General features: G+C 72.2%; 21 protein-coding genes. 10 read left to right on the top strand and 11 right to left on the bottom strand.

Annotated features, from left to right (window positions below; genetic code table 11):
- Positions 1 to 3 precede the first annotated feature (3 nt).
- A complete protein-coding gene (locus ABZ624_RS18150; RefSeq protein ID WP_360089212.1) occupies positions 4 to 525 on the top strand; it encodes a hypothetical protein in 522 nt (173 codons plus the stop codon).
- Positions 526 to 547: 22 nt separating this feature from the next.
- On the opposite strand, the gene nrfD is transcribed toward ABZ624_RS18150, so the two are convergent.
- The 3 genes from nrfD to ABZ624_RS18135 are packed head-to-tail and all read right to left on the bottom strand — an operon-like array spanning position 548 to position 4228.
- Positions 548 to 1561, bottom strand: a complete 1014-nt coding sequence (gene nrfD / locus ABZ624_RS18145; RefSeq protein ID WP_360089209.1) for an NrfD/PsrC family molybdoenzyme membrane anchor subunit — start codon at positions 1559 to 1561, stop codon at positions 548 to 550.
- Positions 1558 to 2574, bottom strand: a complete 1017-nt coding sequence (locus ABZ624_RS18140; protein ID WP_360089206.1) for a 4Fe-4S dicluster domain-containing protein — start codon at positions 2572 to 2574, stop codon at positions 1558 to 1560. The genes nrfD and ABZ624_RS18140 overlap by 4 nt, the downstream gene beginning before the upstream one ends.
- Positions 2575 to 2593: 19 nt before the next feature.
- Positions 2594 to 4228, bottom strand: coding sequence for a ubiquinol-cytochrome c reductase cytochrome b subunit (locus tag ABZ624_RS18135; RefSeq protein WP_360089400.1), 1635 nt, complete (start codon positions 4226 to 4228; stop codon positions 2594 to 2596).
- Positions 4229 to 4423: 195 nt separating this feature from the next.
- Between ABZ624_RS18135 and ABZ624_RS18130 the strand changes: the two genes are divergently transcribed.
- Positions 4424 to 6163, top strand: a complete 1740-nt coding sequence (locus ABZ624_RS18130) for a thiamine pyrophosphate-dependent enzyme (protein WP_360089203.1) — start codon at positions 4424 to 4426, stop codon at positions 6161 to 6163.
- Between the two features lie 60 nt (positions 6164 to 6223).
- Here the strand turns inward: ABZ624_RS18130 and ABZ624_RS18125 are convergent, their stop codons facing one another.
- Together ABZ624_RS18125 and ABZ624_RS18120 are read right to left on the bottom strand one after the other, a co-directional pair.
- Positions 6224 to 6661, bottom strand: coding sequence for an ATP-binding protein (locus ABZ624_RS18125; protein ID WP_360089200.1), 438 nt, complete (start codon positions 6659 to 6661; stop codon positions 6224 to 6226).
- A 235-nt stretch (positions 6662 to 6896) separates the two neighbouring features.
- The gene (locus ABZ624_RS18120; protein ID WP_360089197.1) at positions 6897 to 7070 is read right to left on the bottom strand and encodes a CsbD family protein; all 174 of its coding nucleotides are present in this window, start codon (positions 7068 to 7070) and stop codon (positions 6897 to 6899) included.
- Positions 7071 to 7212: 142 nt separating this feature from the next.
- Here ABZ624_RS18120 and ABZ624_RS18115 point away from each other — a divergent pair, with 142 nt between their 5' ends.
- Together ABZ624_RS18115 and ABZ624_RS18110 are read left to right on the top strand one after the other, a co-directional pair.
- Entirely contained in the window at positions 7213 to 7635 is a 423-nt protein-coding gene (locus ABZ624_RS18115) for a MarR family transcriptional regulator (RefSeq protein WP_360089194.1), read from the top strand.
- Between the two features lie 53 nt (positions 7636 to 7688).
- Positions 7689 to 9440 carry an MFS transporter gene (locus ABZ624_RS18110; protein ID WP_360089397.1) on the top strand — a complete coding sequence of 584 codons (1752 nt, stop codon included), beginning with the start codon at positions 7689 to 7691 and terminating at the stop codon, positions 9438 to 9440.
- Between the two features lie 135 nt (positions 9441 to 9575).
- Here ABZ624_RS18110 and ABZ624_RS18105 read toward each other — a convergent pair whose 3' ends face one another.
- Positions 9576 to 10199 (bottom strand): DedA family protein, encoded by a 624-nt coding sequence (locus ABZ624_RS18105; protein WP_360089191.1) that lies wholly within the window; start codon positions 10197 to 10199, stop codon positions 9576 to 9578.
- A gap of 84 nt (positions 10200 to 10283) precedes the next feature.
- Positions 10284 to 10466: a hypothetical protein gene (locus ABZ624_RS18100; RefSeq protein WP_360089188.1), complete on the bottom strand. Its 183-nt coding sequence runs from the start codon at positions 10464 to 10466 to the stop codon at positions 10284 to 10286.
- Between the two features lie 294 nt (positions 10467 to 10760).
- Between ABZ624_RS18100 and ABZ624_RS18095 the strand changes: the two genes are divergently transcribed.
- A complete protein-coding gene (locus ABZ624_RS18095) occupies positions 10761 to 11600 on the top strand; it encodes a chitosanase (protein ID WP_360089185.1) in 840 nt (279 codons plus the stop codon).
- A 10-nt stretch (positions 11601 to 11610) separates the two neighbouring features.
- Here ABZ624_RS18095 and ABZ624_RS18090 read toward each other — a convergent pair whose 3' ends face one another.
- On the bottom strand, positions 11611 to 12228 hold the full coding sequence (locus ABZ624_RS18090; protein WP_360089182.1) for a DUF4328 domain-containing protein: 618 nt from the start codon (positions 12226 to 12228) through the stop codon (positions 11611 to 11613).
- Between the two features lie 161 nt (positions 12229 to 12389).
- Here ABZ624_RS18090 and pgm point away from each other — a divergent pair, with 161 nt between their 5' ends.
- On the top strand, positions 12390 to 14030 hold the full coding sequence (gene pgm, locus ABZ624_RS18085) for a phosphoglucomutase (alpha-D-glucose-1,6-bisphosphate-dependent) (protein ID WP_360089179.1): 1641 nt from the start codon (positions 12390 to 12392) through the stop codon (positions 14028 to 14030).
- A 53-nt stretch (positions 14031 to 14083) separates the two neighbouring features.
- Here pgm and ABZ624_RS18080 read toward each other — a convergent pair whose 3' ends face one another.
- Together ABZ624_RS18080 and ABZ624_RS18075 are read right to left on the bottom strand one after the other, a co-directional pair.
- Entirely contained in the window at positions 14084 to 15001 is a 918-nt protein-coding gene (locus tag ABZ624_RS18080; protein ID WP_360089176.1) for an SGNH/GDSL hydrolase family protein, read from the bottom strand.
- Between the two features lie 332 nt (positions 15002 to 15333).
- Positions 15334 to 15591 (bottom strand): DUF5133 domain-containing protein, encoded by a 258-nt coding sequence (locus ABZ624_RS18075; RefSeq protein WP_360089173.1) that lies wholly within the window; start codon positions 15589 to 15591, stop codon positions 15334 to 15336.
- 429 nt (positions 15592 to 16020) lie between these two features.
- On the opposite strand from ABZ624_RS18075, the gene ABZ624_RS18070 reads away from it, so the two are divergent.
- From ABZ624_RS18070 to ABZ624_RS18055, 4 genes are all read left to right on the top strand, one after another.
- Positions 16021 to 17067: a hypothetical protein gene (locus tag ABZ624_RS18070; RefSeq protein ID WP_360089170.1), complete on the top strand. Its 1047-nt coding sequence runs from the start codon at positions 16021 to 16023 to the stop codon at positions 17065 to 17067.
- A 365-nt stretch (positions 17068 to 17432) separates the two neighbouring features.
- Positions 17433 to 18089, top strand: a complete 657-nt coding sequence (locus tag ABZ624_RS18065) for a 1,4-alpha-glucan branching protein (protein ID WP_360089167.1) — start codon at positions 17433 to 17435, stop codon at positions 18087 to 18089.
- A 234-nt stretch (positions 18090 to 18323) separates the two neighbouring features.
- Complete coding sequence (locus ABZ624_RS18060) at positions 18324 to 20180, top strand: M1 family aminopeptidase (RefSeq protein WP_360089164.1); 1857 nt, start codon at positions 18324 to 18326, stop codon at positions 20178 to 20180.
- A 161-nt stretch (positions 20181 to 20341) separates the two neighbouring features.
- Positions 20342 to 21190 (top strand): lysozyme, encoded by an 849-nt coding sequence (locus ABZ624_RS18055; protein ID WP_360089161.1) that lies wholly within the window; start codon positions 20342 to 20344, stop codon positions 21188 to 21190.
- A gap of 120 nt (positions 21191 to 21310) precedes the next feature.
- Here ABZ624_RS18055 and ABZ624_RS18050 read toward each other — a convergent pair whose 3' ends face one another.
- Entirely contained in the window at positions 21311 to 21946 is a 636-nt protein-coding gene (locus tag ABZ624_RS18050; protein WP_360089158.1) for a LysE family transporter, read from the bottom strand.
- Between the last annotated feature and the right edge of the window lie 92 nt (positions 21947 to 22038).

The raw sequence follows: 22038 nt of genomic DNA, 5'->3' as shown, positions 1-22038 counted from the left end.
GGGATGGACCACACGGCGCACATGTCCGTCGTCCCGATGGCCGCCTCCGCACTGCTGGCCGCCGCCGTCATCCCCGGTGCAGTCCATGTCCTGCGGCGCTCCCCGCTGTGGGAGCGGATCAGCGTGCCCGCACCCGTGGCCCTGCCCCTGCTGGTGCTGGTCCACGCCTGGGCCGTACTCGGCGCGTTCGTGGGCCTGCGCGCTCCGGGCGGCGCCCTCCTCACCGAACCGGCCCTCCTGGCGTCCGCCGTGCTGTTCTGGCTGCCGGTCGCCGCCCGCACCCGGCACCGCCTGGACGACCCCGGCCGCTGCCTGTACCTGTTCCTCGCCACACCCCTGCTGGACCTGCCCGCCGTGGGCGTCGTCGCCACCGGCCGCTCGGCGGCGGGCCTCGCCATGATCGTCGGCATGCTGCCCATCGGCATCGCGGCGGCGGCCCTCACCTGGTCCTGGGTGAACCGGGAGGAACGCGAGGCCCAGGCGCTCGCCCTCGCCGCACCGGCTCACTCCGAGCCGGAGAGGTGACGGCGGCCGGCCCCGGCGAAGCTCAGCGGACGCGCGCCGCCAGGCGCTCCCGCTGCGGCACGACCGTGTACTTGGGGTCCTCGGCGGAGGCCACCCCGGCGTGGAACACGCCGAAGCGCAGGGCCGCCGAGCCGGTGAGCAGGGCGGCCCCGGCCACCAGGGCGAGGCGCCGGTCCCGTCCGCCGGACACGGCGAGGGCCGCGCCGCCCGCCGTCAGCAGCTCCGCCGCACGCAGCAACAGATGCGGTCCGCCCTGCTCGAAGGGCTCGGCGGCCAGCCCCATGCGCCGCTTCATCGTCCGGAAGGCACCCAGTTCCAGCACGGCTCCGAGGACGGCCATCCGGCGGGCGGGCCCCGCCTCGGCGGCCGGAGCCGCCGCCAGGGCCAGACCGGAGGCGGCGGTGGCGGCGGAGCCCGCGAACACGAACGGCAGTTCGCGGTAGCCCTCGTGCCAGGACGGCACCGCCGTGTCCGAGAGCAGCACCGCGGTGTACGTCGCCACCGCCGGGCCGAGGACGGCGCCGGCCGCCGTCGCCGCCGAGCCCAGCAGCCGGCAGCGGCCCGTCACCTCGGTGGCCGCCGCGGTCAGCGTCAGCGGCGCGTACCCGGCCAGCAGCCACGAACCCACACTCATGGGGGAGGTCGGCTTGAGGACCCGCAGCATGTTCAGGAACCGCGCCGGGCGGCCCAGGTCGTGCACCAGCGCGGCCAGCGACAGTGAGACGGCCCCGGCCGCCCCCAGCTTCGCCGGTGCCGCGAGCCCCGGCCGGCCGGTGATCTGGCCCCCGGCCGCGAGCAGCGAGGACGCCCCGGCCAGGCCGCCCAGGTAGAGATAGCCCGCGATGTCCAGGGGCTTCCATGTCGGCTTGTTCAGCACGGGCTTGCCGTAGTACGACGAGAACGCGGCGTCCGGCACCATCGGCTGCTCGCCCCGCCCGCGCCGACGCCGGCGGCGGCCCGCGTACGCCCCTGTCGGCGCCTCCCGGCCGGGCCGCGCGCCCTGTACGCCGTTCCGCGTGACGTCCGACTCGCTCATCGTGGCCTCCGTACGAAACTGCCGAGGGCGAGTGCGGCCAGGGAGGCGGCGGCCAGGGCCGCGTGCCGCCACATGTCGGGCAGGTCCCGGGTGGTGACCACCGGGTCCGGAGGCAGGCCGTAGACCTCGGGCTCGTCCAGCAGCAGGAAGAACGCCCCGTCGCCGCCGACCCCGTCCTCGGGGCTCTCGCCGTACAGCCGGGCGTCGGTCACGCCGGCCGCGTGCAGCTGCGCCACCCGGGCCCCGGCCCGCTCGCGCAGCTCCTCCAGCGGGCCGAACTGGATGGAGTCCGTGGGGCAGGACTTGGCGCAGGCGGGCTCCATGCCGACGCCGAGCCGGTCGTAGCACAGCGTGCACTTCCACACCCGGCCGTCGTCCTCGCGCTGGTCGATGACGCCGTACGGGCAGGCGGGCACGCAGTAGCCGCAGCCGTTGCAGATGTCCTCCTGGACGACGACCGTGCCGAACTCGGTGCGGAACAGCGCCCCGGTCGGGCACACGTCCAGGCAGGCGGCGTGCGTGCAGTGCTTGCACACGTCCGAGGCCATCAGCCAGCGCAGCTCGGTGCGGCCGTCGGGCGAGACGGGCGAGATCTGCCCGGCGGGCGCGCCCTCGGCGGCCCGGCCGGGCGGGGGAGCGGTGGCGCCGGGCCCGGGGGAGGCGGCGTCGGTGCCGAGTTGCGCGGCGGCGGCGAACACGTCGACGTCCTCGTGCGCGACCCCGGGCTCCTGCCCGCCGAACGGCTTGCGCTGCTCGATGAAGGCCACGTGCCGCCAGGTGTCGGCGCCCAGGCCCTGCGTGTTGTCGTAGGACATGCCGGTCAGTTCGAGGCCGTCCTCCGGGATGGCGTTCCACTCCTTGCAGGCCACCTCGCACGCCTTGCAGCCGATGCACACGGAGGTGTCGGTGAAGAAGCCCATCCGCGGCGGGGCGTCCGGCCAGCCGGAGGCGCCGGCCACATCCGGCTGCGGGCCGTACAGCAGGTTTCCGCGGACCTCGTCGCCCTCGCTCATCGCCGTACCTCCTCGCTCCTCACTCCCCGCCCTCCTCGGGTACCTCGCCCGGCGCCGCCCGCACGACCTCCACCCGGTGTTTCTCCCAGGCGGTGGCCGGCATCTCCACGCTCTTGGCGAAGTACCAGCGGCTGAGGGCGTTGCGCAGCCGGTGCCTGTGGAACCAGCGCCAGGCCTCCGTGCCCTCGGCGCGCGGCCGGGGAGTGTCGCGCACGAGGATGCGGTAGGCCTCCTCGCGGGACAGCAGGGTGTGTGCCTCCTCGTAGCCGCCGCCCGCCGTGCGCCGCACCTCCGCCGTCGTCTCGCCGTCCAGCAGCCGCCGCCGGTCCGCCGCCTGCAGGCCCAGACAGGCACGCTTGGTGGCGTGGTACGTCACGAACGGCACCACGAACAGCGCCGTGCGGAAGGAGCGCGTGAGCAGTTCCACCGGCAGGCTGAACTTGTAGGCCACCACGTCCTGTCCGCCCGCCGACAGCAGCACCGCGTACGCCGAGACGGCCGCCGCGCCCAGCGCGGTGCGGGTCGGCTGGTTGCGCGGCCGGTCGCACAGGTGCTGCTCGGGCTGCGGGCCGGTGAGCCAGCGCTCGAAGAACGGATAGCCGTAGAGGATCAGGAACAGCACCGCGGGCAGTATCACGCCCGGCAGGAGCACGTCCCAGACGATCGTGTGCCCGGCGATGTCCGTCTCCGCCGCCGGCATCAGCCGCAGCGCGCCCTCCAGATAGCCCACGTACCAGTCGGGCTGCGCGTCCAGCGACACATGGTCCGCGCGGTAGGGGCCGAAGGCCCAGACCGGGTTGATCTGGAACAGGGCCGCCATCAGGGCGAGGACGCCCGCAAGGACGAAGAACAGACCCGCGGACTTGGCCGAGTACTGCGGGACCAGCGGCTTGCCGATCACGTTCCGGTTGGTGTGGCCGGGCTTCGCCCACTGGGTGTGCTTGTGCACCACCACATACGTCAGATGCATCCCGACGAGCGCCAGCAGCAGGCCGGGCACCAGCAGGATGTGGACCACGTACAGCCGGGAGATGATCTCGTGGCCCGGGAACTGGCCGCCGAAGAGGAAGAACGACAGATAGGTGCCCACGACCGGGATCGACAGCACGATGCCCTGGGAGGTGCGCAGACCGGTGCCGGACAGCAGGTCGTCGGGGAGCGAGTAGCCGCAGAAGCCCTCCAGCAGGGAGAACAGGAACAGCGTCACCCCGACCGTCCAGTTGACCTCCCGAGGCCGCCGGAACGCGCCGGTGAAGAAGATCCGCAACAGATGCACACCGATCGCCGCCACGAACACCAGCGCCGCCCAGTGGTGCACCTGCCGGACCAGCAGGCCCCCGCGCACGTCGAAGCTGATGTGCAGCACCGACGCATACGCCTCCGAGGTCATCGTGCCGCGCAGCGGCAGATACGAGCCGGTGTACGGCCGTTCCGCCATGTCCGGGTGGAAGAAGAACGTCAGCCAGACGCCCGTCAGCACCAGCACGAGCAGGCTGTACAGCGCCAGTTCGCCCAGCAGGAAGGACCAGTGGTCCGGGAACGCCTTGCGCAGGAACTCCTTGCCGGCCGAGGAGACCGGCAGCCGCCGGTCCAGCGCCGACACCAGGCGCTCACCGCGTCCCTCGCTCCGGGCCGACCGCCGCTCCTCGGACACCGCCACCGCGCCCGCCTTCCGCCCGTGCCGGGCCCCTCACTCTCGGTGCTCTGTCTTGAGCGTGGCACGGGTGCCCTCGCTCCGCTCGCTCGAAACGGGGTGCCGGACGGCGTACCCGGTGCCTTCCTCCGTTTGCCCCGACCGGCGCGCGGCTACCCGGCGCCCGGGCAGCTGTGCCGGTGTGAGGAGGTCGGTGTGGTGAACGTGGCCGAGATCGTCGCCGCCCGGCTGCGGGCCTGGGGCGCGCAGCGGGTCTACGGCGTGCCGGCAGTGGAGGTCGACCCGCTGGTCGGCGCCCTCGGCGGCGGGCCGGAGGCGCCGTGGTTCGTGCAGGCGCGCGGCGAGGAGTCCGCCGCCCTCATGGCGTGCGCCGACGCCAAGCTCACCGGCCGCCTCGGCTGCTGCCTCGCCCCGCCCGGCGCGGGCGCGCTGCGGCTGCTGGGCGGGCTCTGGGACGCGGCGGCGGACCGGGCCCCGGTGCTCGCCGTCGTGGGGGCCGCGGCGAGTGCCCGGCCTCCCGGTGGACGGATCGTGCGCCATCTGGCGGAGATCTGCGTCTTCTGCGAGGAGGTCTCCGCACCGGAGCTGATGGGTGACGCCCTGAACCGGGCCGTGCGGGCCGCGCTCACCGACCGGGGCGTCGCCGGCCTTGTCGTACCCCGCCATGTCCTCGTGGCCCCGGCGCCCGACGGGTACGGCGCCGGCGCCGTACCCGTCGACTTCCATCCGCCGGTACGTACACCGGACGAGGGGGACGTCCGGCGCGCGGCCGAGGTGCTGGACGGCGCCGGGAAACCGGCCGTGGTCGTGGGCAACGCGGGGCGCGCCGCGTCCGGGCAGGCGACGGGCGTGGCCGAGCTCCTCGGCGCCGGTGTCGCCACGACCGCCCTGGCCCGGGACGCCCTGCCCGACGACCTGCCGTACCTCACGGGCGTGGCGGGCATCCTCGGCAGCGAGTCCGCCGCCGCGCTGCTGCGGGAGTGCGACACGCTGCTGCTCGTGGGCGCGGAGGACCTGGACCCCGCGCTGCTGCCCGGCCCCGACCGGTGCCGGATCGTCACCGTGGACCCCGAACCGGCCGACTGCCCCCTGGACCGGGGCCGTGCGGCCGTACGGGTCAACGGTGACGCCACCGCGGCCCTCGAAGCGCTCATCCCCCTGCTGCACCGCACCGCCGACCGCACCTGGCGCACCCGGGTCGAGGACGCCGTGCGGGCCTGGCGGGCGGAGGGACACACGAAGTCCAGCCGCTACTTCGGCACGTCCGTCAATCCGCGCTCGGTCGTCGCCGAGCTGTCCGAGCGGCTGCCCGACCGGGCCGTCGTCGTCACCGACTCGGGGACCTCGCTGGACTGGTGGATCCGCCACCTCCGGCTCCGCAACGGCATGCGCGCACTGCTGTCCGGCCGGCTCGGAATGCCGGGCGCGGCCGTCCCCTACGCGGTCGCCGCCCGGTTCGCCGCCCCCGACCGCCCGGTCGTCGCGCTTGTCGGCGACGGCGCCTTCCAGAGCGGCGGCCTGAACGAACTCATCACGGTCCGCCGCCATCTGGACCGGCTGGCCGGTCTTCCCCCGCTGGTGTTCTGCGTGCTGAACAACGGCGACCTGAACCGGCTGACCTGGCAGCGCCGCGCCGCGGCCGGCGATCCGCTGATCCCGCTGTCCGCCGAGGTCCCCCCGATGCCGTACGCGGAGTGGGCGCGGCTGGCGGGCCTGCCGGCCGTCCGCTGCGACCGGCCCCGGCACGTCGCCTCGGTCTGGGCCGACGTGCTCGCCCAGCCCGGGCCCACGGTGCTGGAGTTCGTGGTGGACGGGGAGACTCCGCCGGACTGGGCGTCCGGAGCGGCCCGGACGGTCACCGCCGGCACGGTGGGGAAGCGGCCGGCGAAGGCCCTGGCGAAACCGGTGCGCGTGTCCGGGCGGGCCACGCCCTGACCCTCGGCGCCTTCGCGCCACACGGGCAGAGGAAAACCCCACCGCTGGAAGGCGGCCGGCTCACCCCTCCTCGGCGGTGAGCGGCACAGTGGCGGTGACCTGCTTGCCGTGGCGCAGCCAGGTCACTTCGAGGCCGCGGGAGAGCATCGCGACGAGGTGCAGCCCGTGCCCGCCGACCCGGCAGGGATCGGGAGGACGCCGCCGGGGCAGCTCGGCGGAGGTGTCCGCCACCGCGATGCGCAGCGCGGTGGCGCCCGGCAGCAGCTCCAGGCGCAGGGCGCACGGGCCGGGAGCGTGCTGGGCCGCGTTGGTGACGAGTTCGCTGACGACGAGCTGGGCATCCTGCACCGAGCGCCGCGCGGGCGCGGGGCGCACTCGGGACAGCAGGGCGGCGACGGCGTCTCTGGCATCGCCGATGCCGACTGCACCGGTGCCCCAGGTGCGGCTGTAGCGCAGGTGCACGGGGCGGTCCTGCGTGGTCGCGTGCGGGATGTCCATACGTCGTTGCCCTTTTCGTCCGGGGCCAGGGCCCCTTCCTGTCCCATACGGGAGCGCCCGTCCCTGCCCGGTTACCCGCTGGACCGTCGAGCAAGGGGACGGCCGTCGGGAATCCTCCGGTTGCGCACGCGTCCCTGGTCACCGGCGCGGCGGACGGAACGGGTCCGGGAAATCAGCATCCGCTGGATTTCCCGGACCCGTCCGGAATCAGAGGAGCCGCCTGTCAGGCCGGCATTCAGTGCTTGAAGGTGTCCTTGGCCTTCTCCTTGGCCTGCCGGGCGTCTCCCCGGGCGCCTTCCATACGGCCCTCGGCCTCCTTGCTCTCGTTGCCGACGGCGCGGCCCGCGGCCTCCTTGGCCTTGCCCTTGGCCTGCTCCGCCTTGGCCTTCGCCTTCTGGTTGCCAGCCATCGGGTTTCACATCCCCTGTTCTCGCGGTGCTTCGGTCTCTTGTCGGTTTGCCGCTGGCCCGGGGTCCAAACCAGCAAACCGGAGCCGTGATTACTTACGCTTGGTTGAACAGTACAAACTGATAAACCTATCGTTAGTACTTATGGACACGGTTGCGCTCGCCGCCGCGCTGAGGCTTGCCATGGGCCGGATCGTCCGCCGACTGCGGCAGGCGCACGAGGTCGGGGACGTCACGCTGTCCGAGGTCTCGGTGCTTGCCCGGCTGGCCCGTTCCGGCCCGGACTCGCCCGGCTCGCTCGCCGAGTCGGAACGCGTCCGGCCCCAGGCGATGGCCAGCACGCTCGCCGGACTCGAACAGCGCGGACTGGTGAGCCGTAGCCCCGACACGGCCGACGGCCGGCGGGCCATCGTGTCGGTCACCGACGACGGACGGACCATGCTGGAGCAGCGCCGTTCGGAGTCCGTGGGCCGCCTCGCCCACGCCCTGGAGGAGTTCACCCCGCAGGAGCGGCAGGCCCTCCACGACGTCCTGCCCCTGCTCGACCGACTGGTGGAACGCCTGTGACCGGTCCCGCACCCGCCCCGCACGGCTCCCCGGCCGGGGGGCTGCGCGCCCGGCTGCTCGCCCGCTCCGCCCGGCTGCGGGGCACACCCGCGGGCCCCGGCTACAAGTGGGTCGCCCTCTCCAACACCACGCTCGGCGTGCTCATCGCCACGATGGACGCCTCCATCGTGATCATCTCGCTGCCGGCGATCTTCCGCGGGATCGGCCTCGACCCGCTGGCGGCCGGCAACATCGGCTACCTGCTGTGGATGATCCTCGGCTATCTGCTGGTCTCGGCGGTGCTGGTGGTCGTCCTCGGCCGGCTCGGCGACATGTTCGGCCGGGTGCGGATCTACAACCTGGGCTTCCTGGTCTTCGCCTGCGCCTCCGTCGCCCTCTCCCTCGACCCGTTCCGGGCGGGCGCGGGCGCGCTCTGGCTGATCCTGTGGCGCATCGTGCAGGCCTTCGGCGGCTCCATGCTCACCGCCAACTCGGCCGCCATCCTCACCGACGCCTTCCCGGCCCGGCAGCGCGGTATGGCCCTCGGTGTCAACCAGATCACCGCGCTCGCCGGGCAGTTCCTCGGCCTGCTCGCCGGCGGCCTGCTCGCCGCGGTCGACTGGCGGGCGGTGTTCTGGGTGAGCGTCCCGGTCAGCGTCACCGGCACCGTCTGGTCGTACCTGAGCCTGCGCGAGACCTCGGCCGGCGGACGCGGCCGCATCGACTGGCTCGGCAACTCCACCTTCGCCTGCGGCGCCGGCATCCTGCTCGCCGGCATCACCTACGGCATCCAGCCCTACGGCGGCCATCCCACCGGCTGGACCAACCCCTGGGTGCTCGCGGGCCTGATCGGCGGCGTGTGCCTGCTGCTGGTGTTCTGCCTCGTCGAGACGCGGGTCGCCGAGCCCATGTTCCGGCTGTCGCTGTTCCGGGTGCGGGCGTTCGCCGCCGGGAATCTGGCCGCCCTGCTGACCGCGATCGCCCGCGGCGGACTCCAGTTCATGCTGATCATCTGGCTGCAGGGCATCTGGCTGCCGCTGCACGGCTACGACTTCGAGGACACCCCACTGTGGGCGGGCATCTTCATGCTGCCGCTCACCCTCGGCTTCCTCATGGCCGGGCCGGTCTCCGGCTATCTGTCCGACCGGTTCGGCGCCCGTGTCTTCTCCACCGCCGGACTGGTGGTCGTCGCCGTGTCCTTCCTCGGTCTGCTGGCCCTGCCGGTGGACTTCGACTACGGCGTCTTCGCGACACTGTTGCTGCTCAACGGCCTGGGCCAGGGCATGTTCTCCGCGCCCAACACCTCCTCCGTCATGGGCAGCGTGCCGGCCCGCTACCGGGGCGTCGCCTCCGGGATGCGTTCCACCTTCCAGAACTCGGGCACGGCCCTGTCCATCGGTGTCTTCTTCTCCCTGATGGTCTCCGGCCTCGCGAGCACCCTGCCGAAGACGCTCGGCAGCGGACTCGAGGCGCACGGCGTGCCCGCCGGGACCGCCCACGAGGTGGCCGCGCTGCCGCCGGTCAGCACCCTGTTCGCCACGTTCCTCGGCAACAACCCGATCGGCCATCTGCTCGGCTCCGGCGGCACCCTGGACCACCTGACCGCCGCCCAGCGTGCCACCCTGACCGGCCACACCTTCTTCCCCGAGCTGGTCTCCGGACCCTTCCACCACGGTCTGACCATCGTCTTCACGGTGGCCGCGGCCATGGCCCTGGTCTCCGCGCTGGCCTCCGCCCTGCGCGGCGGCCACGAGCGCGCCGGCGACGACGCCCGCCCGCCCGGGCCGGACCCGGCCAAGGTCCGTCCCACCCGCACCTCGTCCTAGCCGGCGCCGACTCATCCCGCGCGGACCCCGGCGCATGGCTGCGTCCCGGCCAGAAGGCCGCGCTGGAGTACCTGCACGGCCAGTGCGCCGCGCCGTGGGTGGCTGAGCTGGCGGCGCGGGGCGGGGCGGCGCGGGTCAGGGCTCGTGCCGTCGTCGTAGGAAGTGCCGTACGACGAGGGCCGCGACCAGGACGGCGGCGGCGACCAGGACATAGAGCTGGTAGCGCGAGACCTCGTCGTAAACGGTGGTGACGTGGTGGCCCACCAGGTAGGCCAGAGTCGTCCACAGGCCGACCCACAGGGCGGCGCCGAGTGCGTTGAAGGCGAGGAAGCGGCGCCAGTGCATGCCCGTGGTGCCGGCGATGATGCCGTTGGCCTGGCGCAGACCCTCGATGAACCGGGCCACGGTCACGATCTTGCCGCCGTGCCGGCCGAAGAACTCCTCGGCGGCCTCGAACCGCTTCGGCGTCAGAAAGACGTACCGGCCCCACCGGTGCACGAAGGCCCGGCCGCCGACCCGGCCTATCAGATAGCCGACGTTGTCCCCGGCGACGGCCGCGACGAACGCAACGACCGCCACGGCAACGACGTTCAGCCGCCCCGCGCCCGCGTACACGCCCGCGGCCAGCAGGATCGTCTCGCCGGGCGCGGGGACCCCGAAGTCCTCCACGAAGACCACGGCCCCCACGGCCCAGTAGCCGTAGTGGCCGAGCAGGGGGGCCAGATGCGCCAGCGGACCCGGGAGCGGAGGGGCGGCCATGCCTCCACGGTACGTCGCCGCGATCAGCGGCCGGCCTGTCGGCCCGGGCGGCTCACGGCACCCCTCGGGGCGCTGCGACATGCGTCAGGAGGCGCCGGGGGAGGCGTCCTCGTCGTCACCGGAGGCGGGCTGGCAGATGCGGCACAGTTCGTGGTCCCCGTCGCGGGTGACCACCGTTCCCCAGCCGAGGCACTGCTCGCAGTCGCGCGCGAGTGTCAGGTCGGGGTGGGGCGGCAGAAGAGGGCTGGGGTGGGCTCCGTACGCCATGCGGTGAGCGGCTCCTCGAAGTCGCGGGACGAACGCAGGGAATGGGTGGCAGGGACAGTGGGCGCCCGATGACAACGCTGTCCGAGCTGCCTCCATTATGTCCTACTTTTTCCGTCTGTCCAGGGCCTGTGTCACTCAGTGCCAGTCTCATCGCTCGTGAACCGCTGGGAGCTGTCCGATCCTACGAACTTCTCGCATGCCGGGTTACCGGGCCCCTTCGATCTGATAGGAAACTTTCCTATCAGGATGCGGTACGAACCAACTCGCCACCCCCCACCCCTACTTGGAGTCCCTGTGGTGCACACAGACCCCGAAACAACAGGCCCCGCCCACGTCTCCCGCCGGACCGCCGTCGCCCTGCTCGGGGCCGTCGCGTCCGGCGCCCTGCTGGGCACCCAGCGGGCCCTCGCCGCCCCCAAGGCCGCGCCGGGCCTCGACGATCCGGCGAAGAAGGAGATCGCCATGGAACTGGTGTCGAGCGCGGAGAACTCCTCGCTCGACTGGAAGGCCCAGTACAAGTACATCGAGGACATCGGCGACGGCCGCGGCTACACCGGCGGCATCATCGGCTTCTGCTCCGGCACCGGCGACATGCTCGACGTGGTCCAGCTCTACACCGACCGCAAGCCCGGCAACGTCCTCGCCCCCTACCTGCCCGCCCTGCGCAAGGTCAACGGCACCGACTCGCACGCCGGCCTCGACCCGAACTTCACCAAGGACTGGCGCAAGGCCGCCCAGGACACCGTGTTCCAGCAGTGCCAGAACGACGAGCGTGACCGCGTCTACTTCAACCCCGCGGTCGCCCAGGGCAAGGCGGACGGCCTGCGCGCCCTCGGCCAGTTCTGTTACTACGACGCCCTCGTCATGCACGGGGACGGCGACGACCCGACCAGCTTCCGCAACATACGCAGGCGCGCCCTGCGCAGCGCCAAGCCCCCGGCGCAGGGCGGCAACGAGACGACGTACCTCAACGCCTTCCTCGACGCCCGGGTGTGGGCCATGAAGCAGGAGGAGGCACACAGCGACACCAGCCGCGTCGACACCGAACAGCGGGTGTTCCTGCGCAAGGGCAACCTCGACCTGAACACCCCGCTCGACTGGAAGGTGTACGGGGACAGCTACCACATCGGCTGACGCGCCGGAGTCATGAGGTCTGCGGCAGGTCGTCGGGCACGGGCACCGCACGTCCCGTGTCCAGCCCGGCGGCCTGCCGTGCCGTGATGCGCTGGGTCAGGGCGACCGTCAGGACGGCGGTCAGGAGGCTCAGGGCCTGCACGGCAACGAGCAGCGGCAGCGAGGTGTCGCCGCCCAGGTTCATGACGGCCAGGACCAGGGCACCGTGCCCGAACCAGGCCGCCCACCACACGTTCACCAGGACATCCCCGCGGCCCTGGTCGCCGGCCGGACCGCTCGCGCGCTGCACATCCAGCAGCAGGCCGCGCGGAGCCCAGAAGTTGACTCCCGGTATCAGCCAGGCGAGAACGGCCCACGCGGCCGAGCCGCGCACCGTACCGGGCGAGAGGAGTTCGGCGTTGCGCCGGCACCGGGCGAACCAGAGCAGGAACAGCACGGCCGCCGCCGTCCCCAGGTACGCGACGATCATCGACACCCGGGCGGACTCGGAGGCCGTGGTCGTCGACGGATGCAGCAGATGAGCACGGACTTTGAGCGCCCGGACCACCCCGGCACCGGCCGTCGCGGGGACGGCGAACTGGGTACAACGGGCGAGGAACCAGGGAGCCTGGGCGGTGGAACCCGTCACGGTGGAACACCTGTCTGGGAAAGGGCGCCCTGTGAGGGCGGCAGTACGGCATGAAGATCGGAGCACCGGATCATAAGGCGGGGCGGACTCGCGTGTCAGGGGCCTGACGAGGAAAGATGGGCGGTGAGCGATCGACCACACCCCCGCGGAGGAGCGGACTCATGCCGCACGAGCGCGCCGGCCGGCCGGCCGGTCCCGAGGACCTTGTCGACGTGGCCCGGCTGGTCACGGCGTACTACGCACTGCACCCCGACCCGGCCGACCCGGCACAGCGGGTGGCGTTCGGCACCTCCGGGCACCGGGGCTCGTCCCTGGCGAGCGCCTTCAACGAGGACCACATCGCCGCCACCAGCCAGGCCATCTGCGAGTACCGCGCGGGCCAGGGAACCGACGGCCCCCTCTTCCTCGGCGCCGACACCCACGCCCTGTCCGAGCCCGCGAAGGTCACCGCGCTGGAGGTGTTCGCCGCCAACGGCGTGACCGTGCTCGTCGACAGCGCCGACGGCTACACGCCCACCCCCGCCGTCTCGCACGCGATCCTCACCCACAACCGGGACCGCACCTCGGGCCTCGCCGACGGCGTGGTCGTCACCCCGTCGCACAACCCGCCCGCCGACGGCGGCTTCAAGTACAACCCCCCGAGCGGCGGCCCGGCGGCCTCCGACGCCACCTCCTGGATCCAGGACCGGGCCAACGAGATCATCACGGGCGGCCTGAAGGACGTACGACGGGTGCCCTACGCCCGGGCCCTCGCCGCGCACACCACCGGGCGGTACGACTTCCTCGGCGCCTACGTCGGCGACCTGCCCAGCGTGCTCGACCTGGACGCGATCCGCGCGGCCGGCGTGCGCATCGGCGCCGACCCGCTCGGCGGGGCCTCCGTCGCCTACTGGGGCCGCATCGCCGAACAGCACGGCATCGACCTCACCGTGGTCAACCCGCACACCGACCCCACCTGGCGCTTCATGACGCTGGACTGGGACGGCCAGATCCGCATGGACTGCTCCTCGCCGTACGCGATGGCCTCGCTCATCGAGCAGCGCGACCGCTTCCGCATCGCCACCGGCAACGACGCCGACGCCGACCGGCACGGCATCGTCACCCCGGACGCGGGCCTGATGAACCCCAACCACTACCTCGCGGTCGCCATCTCCTACCTTTACCGGCACCGTGACCAGTGGCCCGCCGGCACGGGCATCGGCAAGACGCTGGTGTCCTCCACCATGATCGACCGGGTGGCCGCCGACCTCGGCCGTCACCTGGTCGAGGTTCCGGTCGGGTTCAAGTGGTTCGTGGACGGACTGGCCGACGGCACCCTCGGGTTCGGCGGCGAGGAGTCCGCGGGCGCCTCCTTCCTGCGCCGCGACGGCTCGGTGTGGACCACCGACAAGGACGGCATCATCCTGGCGCTCCTCGCCTCCGAGATCATGGCCGTCACCGACCGCACCCCGTCGGAGCACTACGCCGGCCTGACCGCCCGTTTCGGCACACCCGCCTACGCCCGCATCGACGCGCCCGCGACCCGCGAACAGAAGGCCCTGCTCGGCAAGCTGTCCCCGGCCCAGGTCGGCGCCGACACGCTCGCCGGAGAGGCGGTCACGGGCGTGCTCACCGAAGCGCCCGGCAACGGCGCCGCCATCGGCGGAATCAAGGTGACCACCGACAACGCCTGGTTCGCGGCCCGCCCCTCGGGCACCGAGGACGTGTACAAGGTCTACGCCGAGTCCTTCCTCGGCCCCCGTCACCTCGCCCGAGTGCAGGAGGAGGCCCAGGCCGTGGTGCTGGGCGCGCTCGGCGACTGACGGGTGGGGTACGGCGGCCCCCGGCACGGGCGTTTCCGGTGGCCGCCGCCGGTTCAGCCGCGCCCGTGCCGCCTGTCCAGCCGGCCCAGGACCGCCTGCGCCATGGCCTGCTCGCCCGTGGCGTTGGGGTGCGCCGGGGCCGCGGGCGAGGCCGGCCGCAGCGGTTCGATCCAGCGGTCCGCGGGCGCCTTGCACATGTCGTGCCCGACCGTGGGGCCGTAGGTGTCGACGTACTCCGCCCGGTTGAGGCCGGCCACCACGCGCAGCATCAGGTTGAGCCGCTTCTCGGTGTCGCGCAGGTAGGCGAAGTCCTTCTGTGCGAAGGGCACCTGCGGGAAGCAGCCGCTGCCGTCGTCGGGCAGCAGGTCCGGATAGCCGACGACCATCACACGGGCGTGCGGCGCCCTCGCGCGCACGGCCCGCAGCACCCGGTCGACCTTCGGCGCGGTCCGCAGGACGGTCAGGGCCAGCTCGTCGTAGCCGGACGTCTCGTAGGAGCGCTGGCAGGGGTTGCCCGTCGGATCCTGGGCGGCCAGGTGGGCGCACGTGGAGATGATCGAGCCGAAACCGACGTCGTTGCCACCGATCTGAACGGTCACCAGATCAGTGTTCCGCCCCAGCGCGTCGAGCTGCGGCGGGTTGGTGCCCTGTGCCTGCCACATCTCGGCGGTCGTCGCTCCGGCGCAGCTGACGTCGGTGAAGGCGGTCACCTGCCGCTGTGCCGCCACCAGCGAGGGGTAATTGTGGTCGGAGCGGGCACAGCCGGCGTCCACCTGGCGCGGGATGCCGGGGCCCGAGGTGTAGGAGTCGCCCAGGGCCACGTAACCGAGGGCGCGGCCGTGACCGGCGGGGGCCGCGGCGGCCGGTGTCGTGGCGGCGGCGACGAGGGCGCAACCGCCCAGCACCGCCCCCAGCACGGCGGTCCGCCGCCGGCCTCTCGCACCGCCCGCCGGACGCGCGTCGTTCGCCATGAGTCCTCCCCCTGAGACCGGTACCTCGCGCGGGGGACGTACCGAAGAGGCCCCTCACGCATGCGACCGGCCCTGTATACCGCCCGGTAGGTCTCGCCGACCAGAAGCGGGAAGCAACGAGTTCGGGAGCATGGGCGCCGGCGCCGGCGCCGAGGCGCGGGAGCGACGGTGCGGGGGAACGGGGACGACGGCGCGGGGGGACGGGGACGACGGCGCGCAGGAACGGCGCAACCGCGCCGGGGAACCGGTGCGTTCAGCGGGCCGAGGCCGGCCGGCGGAGAGTCCGGCCGGCGGGCCGCCCCACGGCTCTCACATCTCTCACAGCTCTCGCGTCAGACACCGGACGGCGCCTCCGGCGAGACGGACGCCTGCAGCAGGGAGTCGTCGTCCGGTCGAGCCCCGGAGAGACGGTGCCGGGCGGCGATCAGGGCCATGTCGGCGTCCCCGGTACCGGTGGCCACGCACAGTGTGTACGAAATGTCCGCGAGCCGTTGCCGGGCCTGCGGGGTGCTCTTCCCGGCCTCGAGGAGGGTGAGGGTCTCGTACTGGGCGATGAGGTCCTTCAGCACCGCGGGGTGTGCCATCAGCATGCGTTCCGCCTCCCTGGGGGGTCGCCGGTGTACGAAGTCGCAGCGCGACTACCCGCAGCGGCGCGTGGCATGCCACTGCCGTGGATCACGTCGCCGACCGGGCCAACTGGTGCCCTTGCGCTACCCCATCCGGTGGCTTATGGCCGCCGCAGTGTTATTCATGTCTCGGATTTCCTGATCATTCCACTATCGAGCCCTTGGGACTGACCAGCCGTCATAAAGCTCTGACCCAAGTCGAGGAGAGTGGAAAGTATGACGACATCGCCGCGACGGCGATACGTTCTGGCGTCGGCCGCTACAGTCGCCGCGCTCGCCGCAGCCACGCTGGCGAACGCGGGCGCCGCCTACGCCCAGGACCACACCACCCCCAACCCGCCGGCCCCGAAGAAGGCCGGTTATCCGCAGCACTGGGAGAAGCCCGCGTACCCGATGAAGCCGGCGTACCCGGTTCATCCGGCGAAACCCGCCGCCCCGGTGAAGCCCATGTACCCGGCTCATCCCGCGAAGCCCGAGTACCCGGTGAAACCGGTCCATCCGGAGAAGCCGGTGGTTCCGGTGAAGCCGGTGTATCCGGAGAGGCCGGTCAAGCCGGTGGTTCCGGTGAAGCCCGTTTACCCGGAGAAGCCGGTGTATCCGCAGAAGCCGGTGTATCCGGAGAGGCCGGTCAAGCCGGTGGTTCCGGTGAAGCCCGTTTACCCGGAGAAGCCGGTGTATCCGCAGAAGCCGGTGGTTCCGGTGAAGCCGGTGTATCCGGAGAGGCCGGTCAAGCCGGTGGTTCCGGTGAAGCCCGTCTACCCCGAGAAGCCGGTGGTTCCGGTCAAGCCGGTGTACCCGGAGAAGCCCGCGGTCCCGGTCAAGCCCGTGTACCCGGAGAAGCCGGTCAAGCCGGCCGTTCCCGTGAAGCCGGTGTATCCGGAGAAGCCCGCGTACCCACGTAGTCCCGAAAAGCCCGTGTACCCGGTGAAGCCTGTCTATCCGGAGAAGCCGGTGGTTCCGGTGAAGCCGGTGTATCCGGAGAGGCCGGTCAAGCCGGTGGTTCCGGTGAAGCCCGTCTACCCCGAGAAGCCGGTGGTTCCGGTCAAGCCCGTGTATCCGGAGAAGCCGGCCGTCCCGGTCAAGCCCGTGTACCCGGAGAAGCCGGTCAAGCCCGCGGTTCCGGTGAAGCCGGTGTACCCGGAGAAGCCGGTCAAGCCGGCCGTTCCAGTGAAGCCGGTTTATCCCGAGAGGCCGGTCAAGCCGGCGGTCCCGGTCAAGCCTGTCTATCCGGAGAAGCCGGTTGTTCCGGTGAAGCCGGTGTATCCGGAGAGGCCGGTCAAGCCCGCGGTCCCGGTCAAGCCCGTCTACCCCCAGAAGCCGGTGAAGCCTGAGTACCCGCAGCACCCGGTGAAGCCTGAGTACCCGCAGCACCCGGAGAAGCCCGACTATCAGAAGCACTCGGAGAAGTCGTCGAAGTCGGGTGGTGAGCACGAGGAGTAGCCCTAGGCGCGCTGGGCCGCCCCCTCAGGGGGCGGCCCAGTCGCATGCCCGATGAGCAGACCTGTGCGATCCCCCGGGTCGACGTCCACTCCTGCGCGTGCCCCCAGGCCGGCCTGCACGTTTCCGATCGCGTCGGCCCCTTCGGCTGCCGCGTTGGTGACGGGCTGTTCCAGGTCAACATGCCGCCCGGCAAAGGAAGTTGCTGCTAACCGTCGCTGCCCGCGCCCGGCGCCGACTTCACGTCGCAGGCCCAGGCCCCCGGGCACCACCCGAACCACCCGAACCACCCGAACCACCCAGTCGCAGTGCCGTGTTGGCCCCGGTGCCGGCCGGGGGCAGGCGGATGACGGAAGGGGGCGGCCAAGATGGCCATCATCCACCACACCACGCTCAAGCCCACGAAGCTGGAGCTGCTCACCGACTGGCTGCCCACCCGCCCCTGGTACCGCGGCGGCCCGGACGCCCCGGTGCTGACCAAGTCCGGCGGCTTCCGGCTGGAGGATCCCGAGGGCGAGGTCGGCATCGAGTTCATGGTGGCCACGGACACCTCCACTCCCGAGTCGACCGCCTATCTGGCCGTGTTGTCCTATCGCGGCGCACCGTTGGACGGGGCGGAGCACGCGCTCGTCGGCACGATGGAGCACGGCGTGCTGGGCAAGCGCTGGGTCTACGACGGCTGCCACGGCCCGGTGCTGGTCGCCGAGTTGCTGTCGCTGATCGAGGGCAAGGCGCAGGCGCACGCCCAGAGCGTCGACGGCGCCCTCGACTCCGAGGTGGTCCGCTCCTACACCGGCGCCCCGTTCATCCTGGACGGCTTCATCCCCGACCCGGCCGACGACCAGGACGGCACCCACCTGCGTACCCCGCACGGCACGGTCCTCCACCTGCATCGCGTCCTGAGCCCCCTTCCCGACAACCCGCCGCGGCGGCCCGAGGGAGCGATCGGCCATGTGGCACGCGGCTGGCAGGACCCGCAGGGTGCCGAGCTGACGGCGGTCTTCATGACGTTGCGCACCGCCTGACCGGCACCTGACCCGGCACGCTCACACAAAGCGCCGCGCCTTCTGGCATGGTCCGGTCAAATCTGGCACTCTCTCGAAGGTCCGGCAGTCCGCGCCCTGACGCCTGTGAGGGCGCGGCGCACCGCTCGGTGCAGCGATCGCGCAAGCCCCGTCCGTGGCCGCCCCGGCTCACCCCAGCCGTCCGGCGGCCATCGAGCAGGCCGGGAATCCCGGCCGCCGCCAAAGGAGTAGCGTGTGAGACCGACCCCCCACAAGGCCCTCGGCGCCGGTGCGCTCACCGTCGCCGCGGTCGCCGCCCTCGTACTCCCCGGCACGCCCGCCGCAGCCCGCCCGGCCGCGGCAACCGCCGCCTGCACTCCGGCGCAGGTCGTCGGCGACGGCGGCTTCGAGAGCGGGACATCGCCCTGGTCGACGTCCTCCTCCGCCGTCGTCACCAGCCGCTCCGGGGAGGCCGCCCACGGCGGCAGCTCCTACGCCTGGCTGGACGGAACCGGCAGCACCCACACGGACACGCTCGGCCAGAGCGTCACGATCCCGGCCGGGTGCGATGCGGCCACCCTCACCTTCTGGCTGCACATCGACACCGACGAGACGACCTCGTCCATCGCGTACGACAAGCTCACGGCCAAGATCGGCAGCACGACGCTGGCCACCTACTCGAACCTCGACGAGAACACCGGGTACGTCCGGAAGTCGATCGACGTGTCCGCGTACGCCGGGCAGACCGTCAGCCTCTCCTTCACCGGGACCGAGGACTCCAGCCTCCAGACGAGCTTCGTGCTCGACGACATCGCGCTCGACACCTCCGGCGGCACCACACCACCGCCGGGCGACTCCACCCGCACCCCGGCCGCGCCCTCGTACACCGTGAATCTCAGCAGCGACACCGGCGGCACCGTATGGACCGGGCACGAGAGCGTGACCTTCACCAACGCCTCGGCCACCGCGCTGAACGAGGTCTATCTGAGGCTGTGGGACAACTACCACGGCACCTGCGACGCCATGCCGATCCGGGTCACGGCCGTCACCGGAGGCACCGCGGGCGCGCTCTCCGTGGACTGCACCGCGCTGAAGATCGACCTGCCGGCCCCGCTGGCCCAGGGGCAGAGCGCCACCATCGGCTTCGACCTCGGCATCACCGTGCCCAGCGGCGCCGACCGGTTCGGCCACGACGGTGCCTACAGCTTCATCGGCAACGCCCTGCCTGTCCTCGCGGTCCGCGACAGCAGCGGCTGGCACCTGGACCCGTACACGAACAACGGCGAGTCGTTCTACTCCCTCGCCGCCGACTTCAAGGTGACCCTCGACCACCCCAGCGGCCTGCTGGTCCCGGCCACCGGCACCTCCACCGACACGCCCGGCTCCAGCGGCCGTACCGTCACCACGGCGACCGCGTCCAAGGTCCGTGACTTCGCCTGGGCCGCCGGGCCCTTCACCAAGATCTCCGGCACCTCGTCGGCCGGCGTCGCGGTGAACGTCTACTCCGTCTCGGACATCAGCTCCTCCAGCGCCCAGTCCATGCTGAGCACCGCGAAGACCGCTGTCGACGCCCACGCGGCCCGCTTCGGCGCCTACCCCTACGGCGAACTGGACGCCGTCATCGACAACAACTACTGGTTCGGCGGAATGGAGTACCCCGGCTTCGTCCTGGATCTGGTCAGCACCACCGCCCTCACCCACGAGATAGGCCACCAGTGGTGGTACGGCATCGTCGGCGACGACGAGTACAACAGCCCCTGGCTGGACGAGGCGTTCACCGACTACGCCACCGACCTCGCCCTGGGCAAGACCGGCACCAACTGCTGGAACGGCGTCTCCTGGGCCTCCGGCGCCGAGAAGATCACCAACTCCATGGCCTACTGGGACGCGCACTCCTCCCGCTACTCCACCGTCGTCTACGGCTACGGCAAGTGCGCCCTGCACGACCTGCGCCGCGTCCTCGGTGACACCGCCATGACCAAGCTGATGAAGGACTACGCGACCGCCCACTGGTACGGCGTGTCGACCACGGCCGAGTTCAAGGCCGCCGCCCAGGCCGCCACGAGCACCGACCTCACCTCCTTCTGGACCCAGCACCGCATCGACGGCTGATCCGGTGCGGGCCGGTCGCGGGAGCGCCCCCGGGTGACTCCCACGACCGGCCCCCACACCACCCGTAGACCGCTCCGAGCTCACCCGAACGGACCGAACACGGCCCACAATGGCTTCGTTGGGCGGTACCCGAAGTGCGCCGCGGCTCGACTACGGGTCAGATGGTGTTCGTGCGAAGCGCCATGTCCCTCTCCCGCGGCCGCTCACGCCTTGTCGTCACGGGCGTCCTGACCGGCCTCCTGCTCTCCCTGTCCGGCCCCACGGCCCAGTCCGCGTCGGCCCCGGTCGTCCCTCCGCGCGGCAGCGCGTACATGGGCATCGGCGTCCTCGCCCACGACGGACGCGCCAGCGGCCCCGACGCCACGCCCGCCCCCGCCCGCGCGAACCAGATCGAAGGCGTCGACGTCTCCAGCCACCAGGGAAACGTCACCTGGGCGACGCTGTGGGGCGACGGCGCCAAGTGGGCGTACACCAAAGCCACCGAGGGGACGTCCTACACCAACCCCTCTTTCACCCAGCAGTACACCGGCTCCTACAAGGCGGGCATGGTCCGCGGCGCGTATCACTTCGCGACCCCGGACACGGCCGGCGGCGCCGCCCAGGCCGACTACTTCCTGGCGCACGGCGGCGGCTGGTCCAAGGACGGCAAGACCCTGCCCGGCGTGCTCGACATCGAGTGGAACCCGTACGGCGGCTCCTGCTACGGCAAGTCCAAGAGCGCCATGGTCAGCTGGATCCGTGACTTCGTGAACCGTTACAAGTCCCGCACCGGCCGGGACGCGGTCATCTACACGGCGACCAGCTGGTGGACCGAGTGCACCGGTAACTACTCGGGCTTCGGCAAGACCAACCCGTTGTGGATCGCCCGCTACGCCTCGACCGCCGGGACACTGCCGGCGGGCTGGCCGTATCACACGATGTGGCAGTACACCTCGTCCGGCAAGACCGTCGGGGACCACGACCGCTTCAACGGCACCCTGGACCGGTTGCAGGCTCTCGTGAACGGCTGAACCGCCCGGGCCGTCACCGTGCCGGGCACCGCGCAGTGCCCCGGCACGGAGCACCCGGCACGCTTTGCCGCCGAACTGTCGGCGTCCCTGGAGCGGCTGCCCGGCTGCCCGGCTGCCCGGCTAGGAGACGTGTGCGACGAGCATGCGAAGGGCGAGCGCGGTCATCACAGCGCTGGACGCCAGGGCCGTGCAGAGCCGCCCGCGGCTCCCGGTCAGCAGCCGGCCGAGCAGGGCTCCGCTGCCGGCCAGCAGCAGCTGCCAACTGGCGGACGCGGCGAACGCGGCCACCACGAACACGGCCTGCTCCAGGTGACCCGGCTCCGCCGAGGTCTGGCCGCCCAGCACCAGAGCCGCGAAGTAGAGCACGGTGAGGGGGTTCATCATCGTGACGCCCCACAGCCCGATGAAGGCCCGTACGGGGCGGGGCGGAGCCGCGTCGCTGCGTACGGCCGTCCGCGGCTCGCGGTAGTGGGCGATCGCCTGTGCCGCGCCGCGTACGGCCAGGACGAGGAGCACCGAGCCGGCCAGTCGGCGCAGGGGGTGCGTGACCGGCTCGAGGGAGTGCGCCAGAGCGGAGCCTCCGAGCACGGCGATCAGCGCGTAGAGGCCGTCGGCGGCTGCCACCCCCAGCGCGGCGCACGCGCCGGTCTTCCACGAGGTCCGGGCGGTCAACGCCACCAGATACGTCCCGACGGCCCCCACGGGCACGGCGATGCCGTACCCCGCGAGGAGCCCCGCGGCCAGTGCCGCCCTCATGCGTGGACGGGGGTCGGCCTCCGCGATCGACCGGGCTGCTGCTGCCGGCCACACACCGGTCGGTCGGCGGCGGTCGGCGGCGGCGGGGAGAC

The organism is Streptomyces sp. NPDC007205 (assembly GCF_040634095.1).
In the GTDB taxonomy this organism is placed as follows: domain Bacteria; phylum Actinomycetota; class Actinomycetes; order Streptomycetales; family Streptomycetaceae; genus Streptomyces.
Note: the sequence above shows the minus strand (reverse complement) of the source record. Positions and strands in the feature narration are given on the sequence as shown.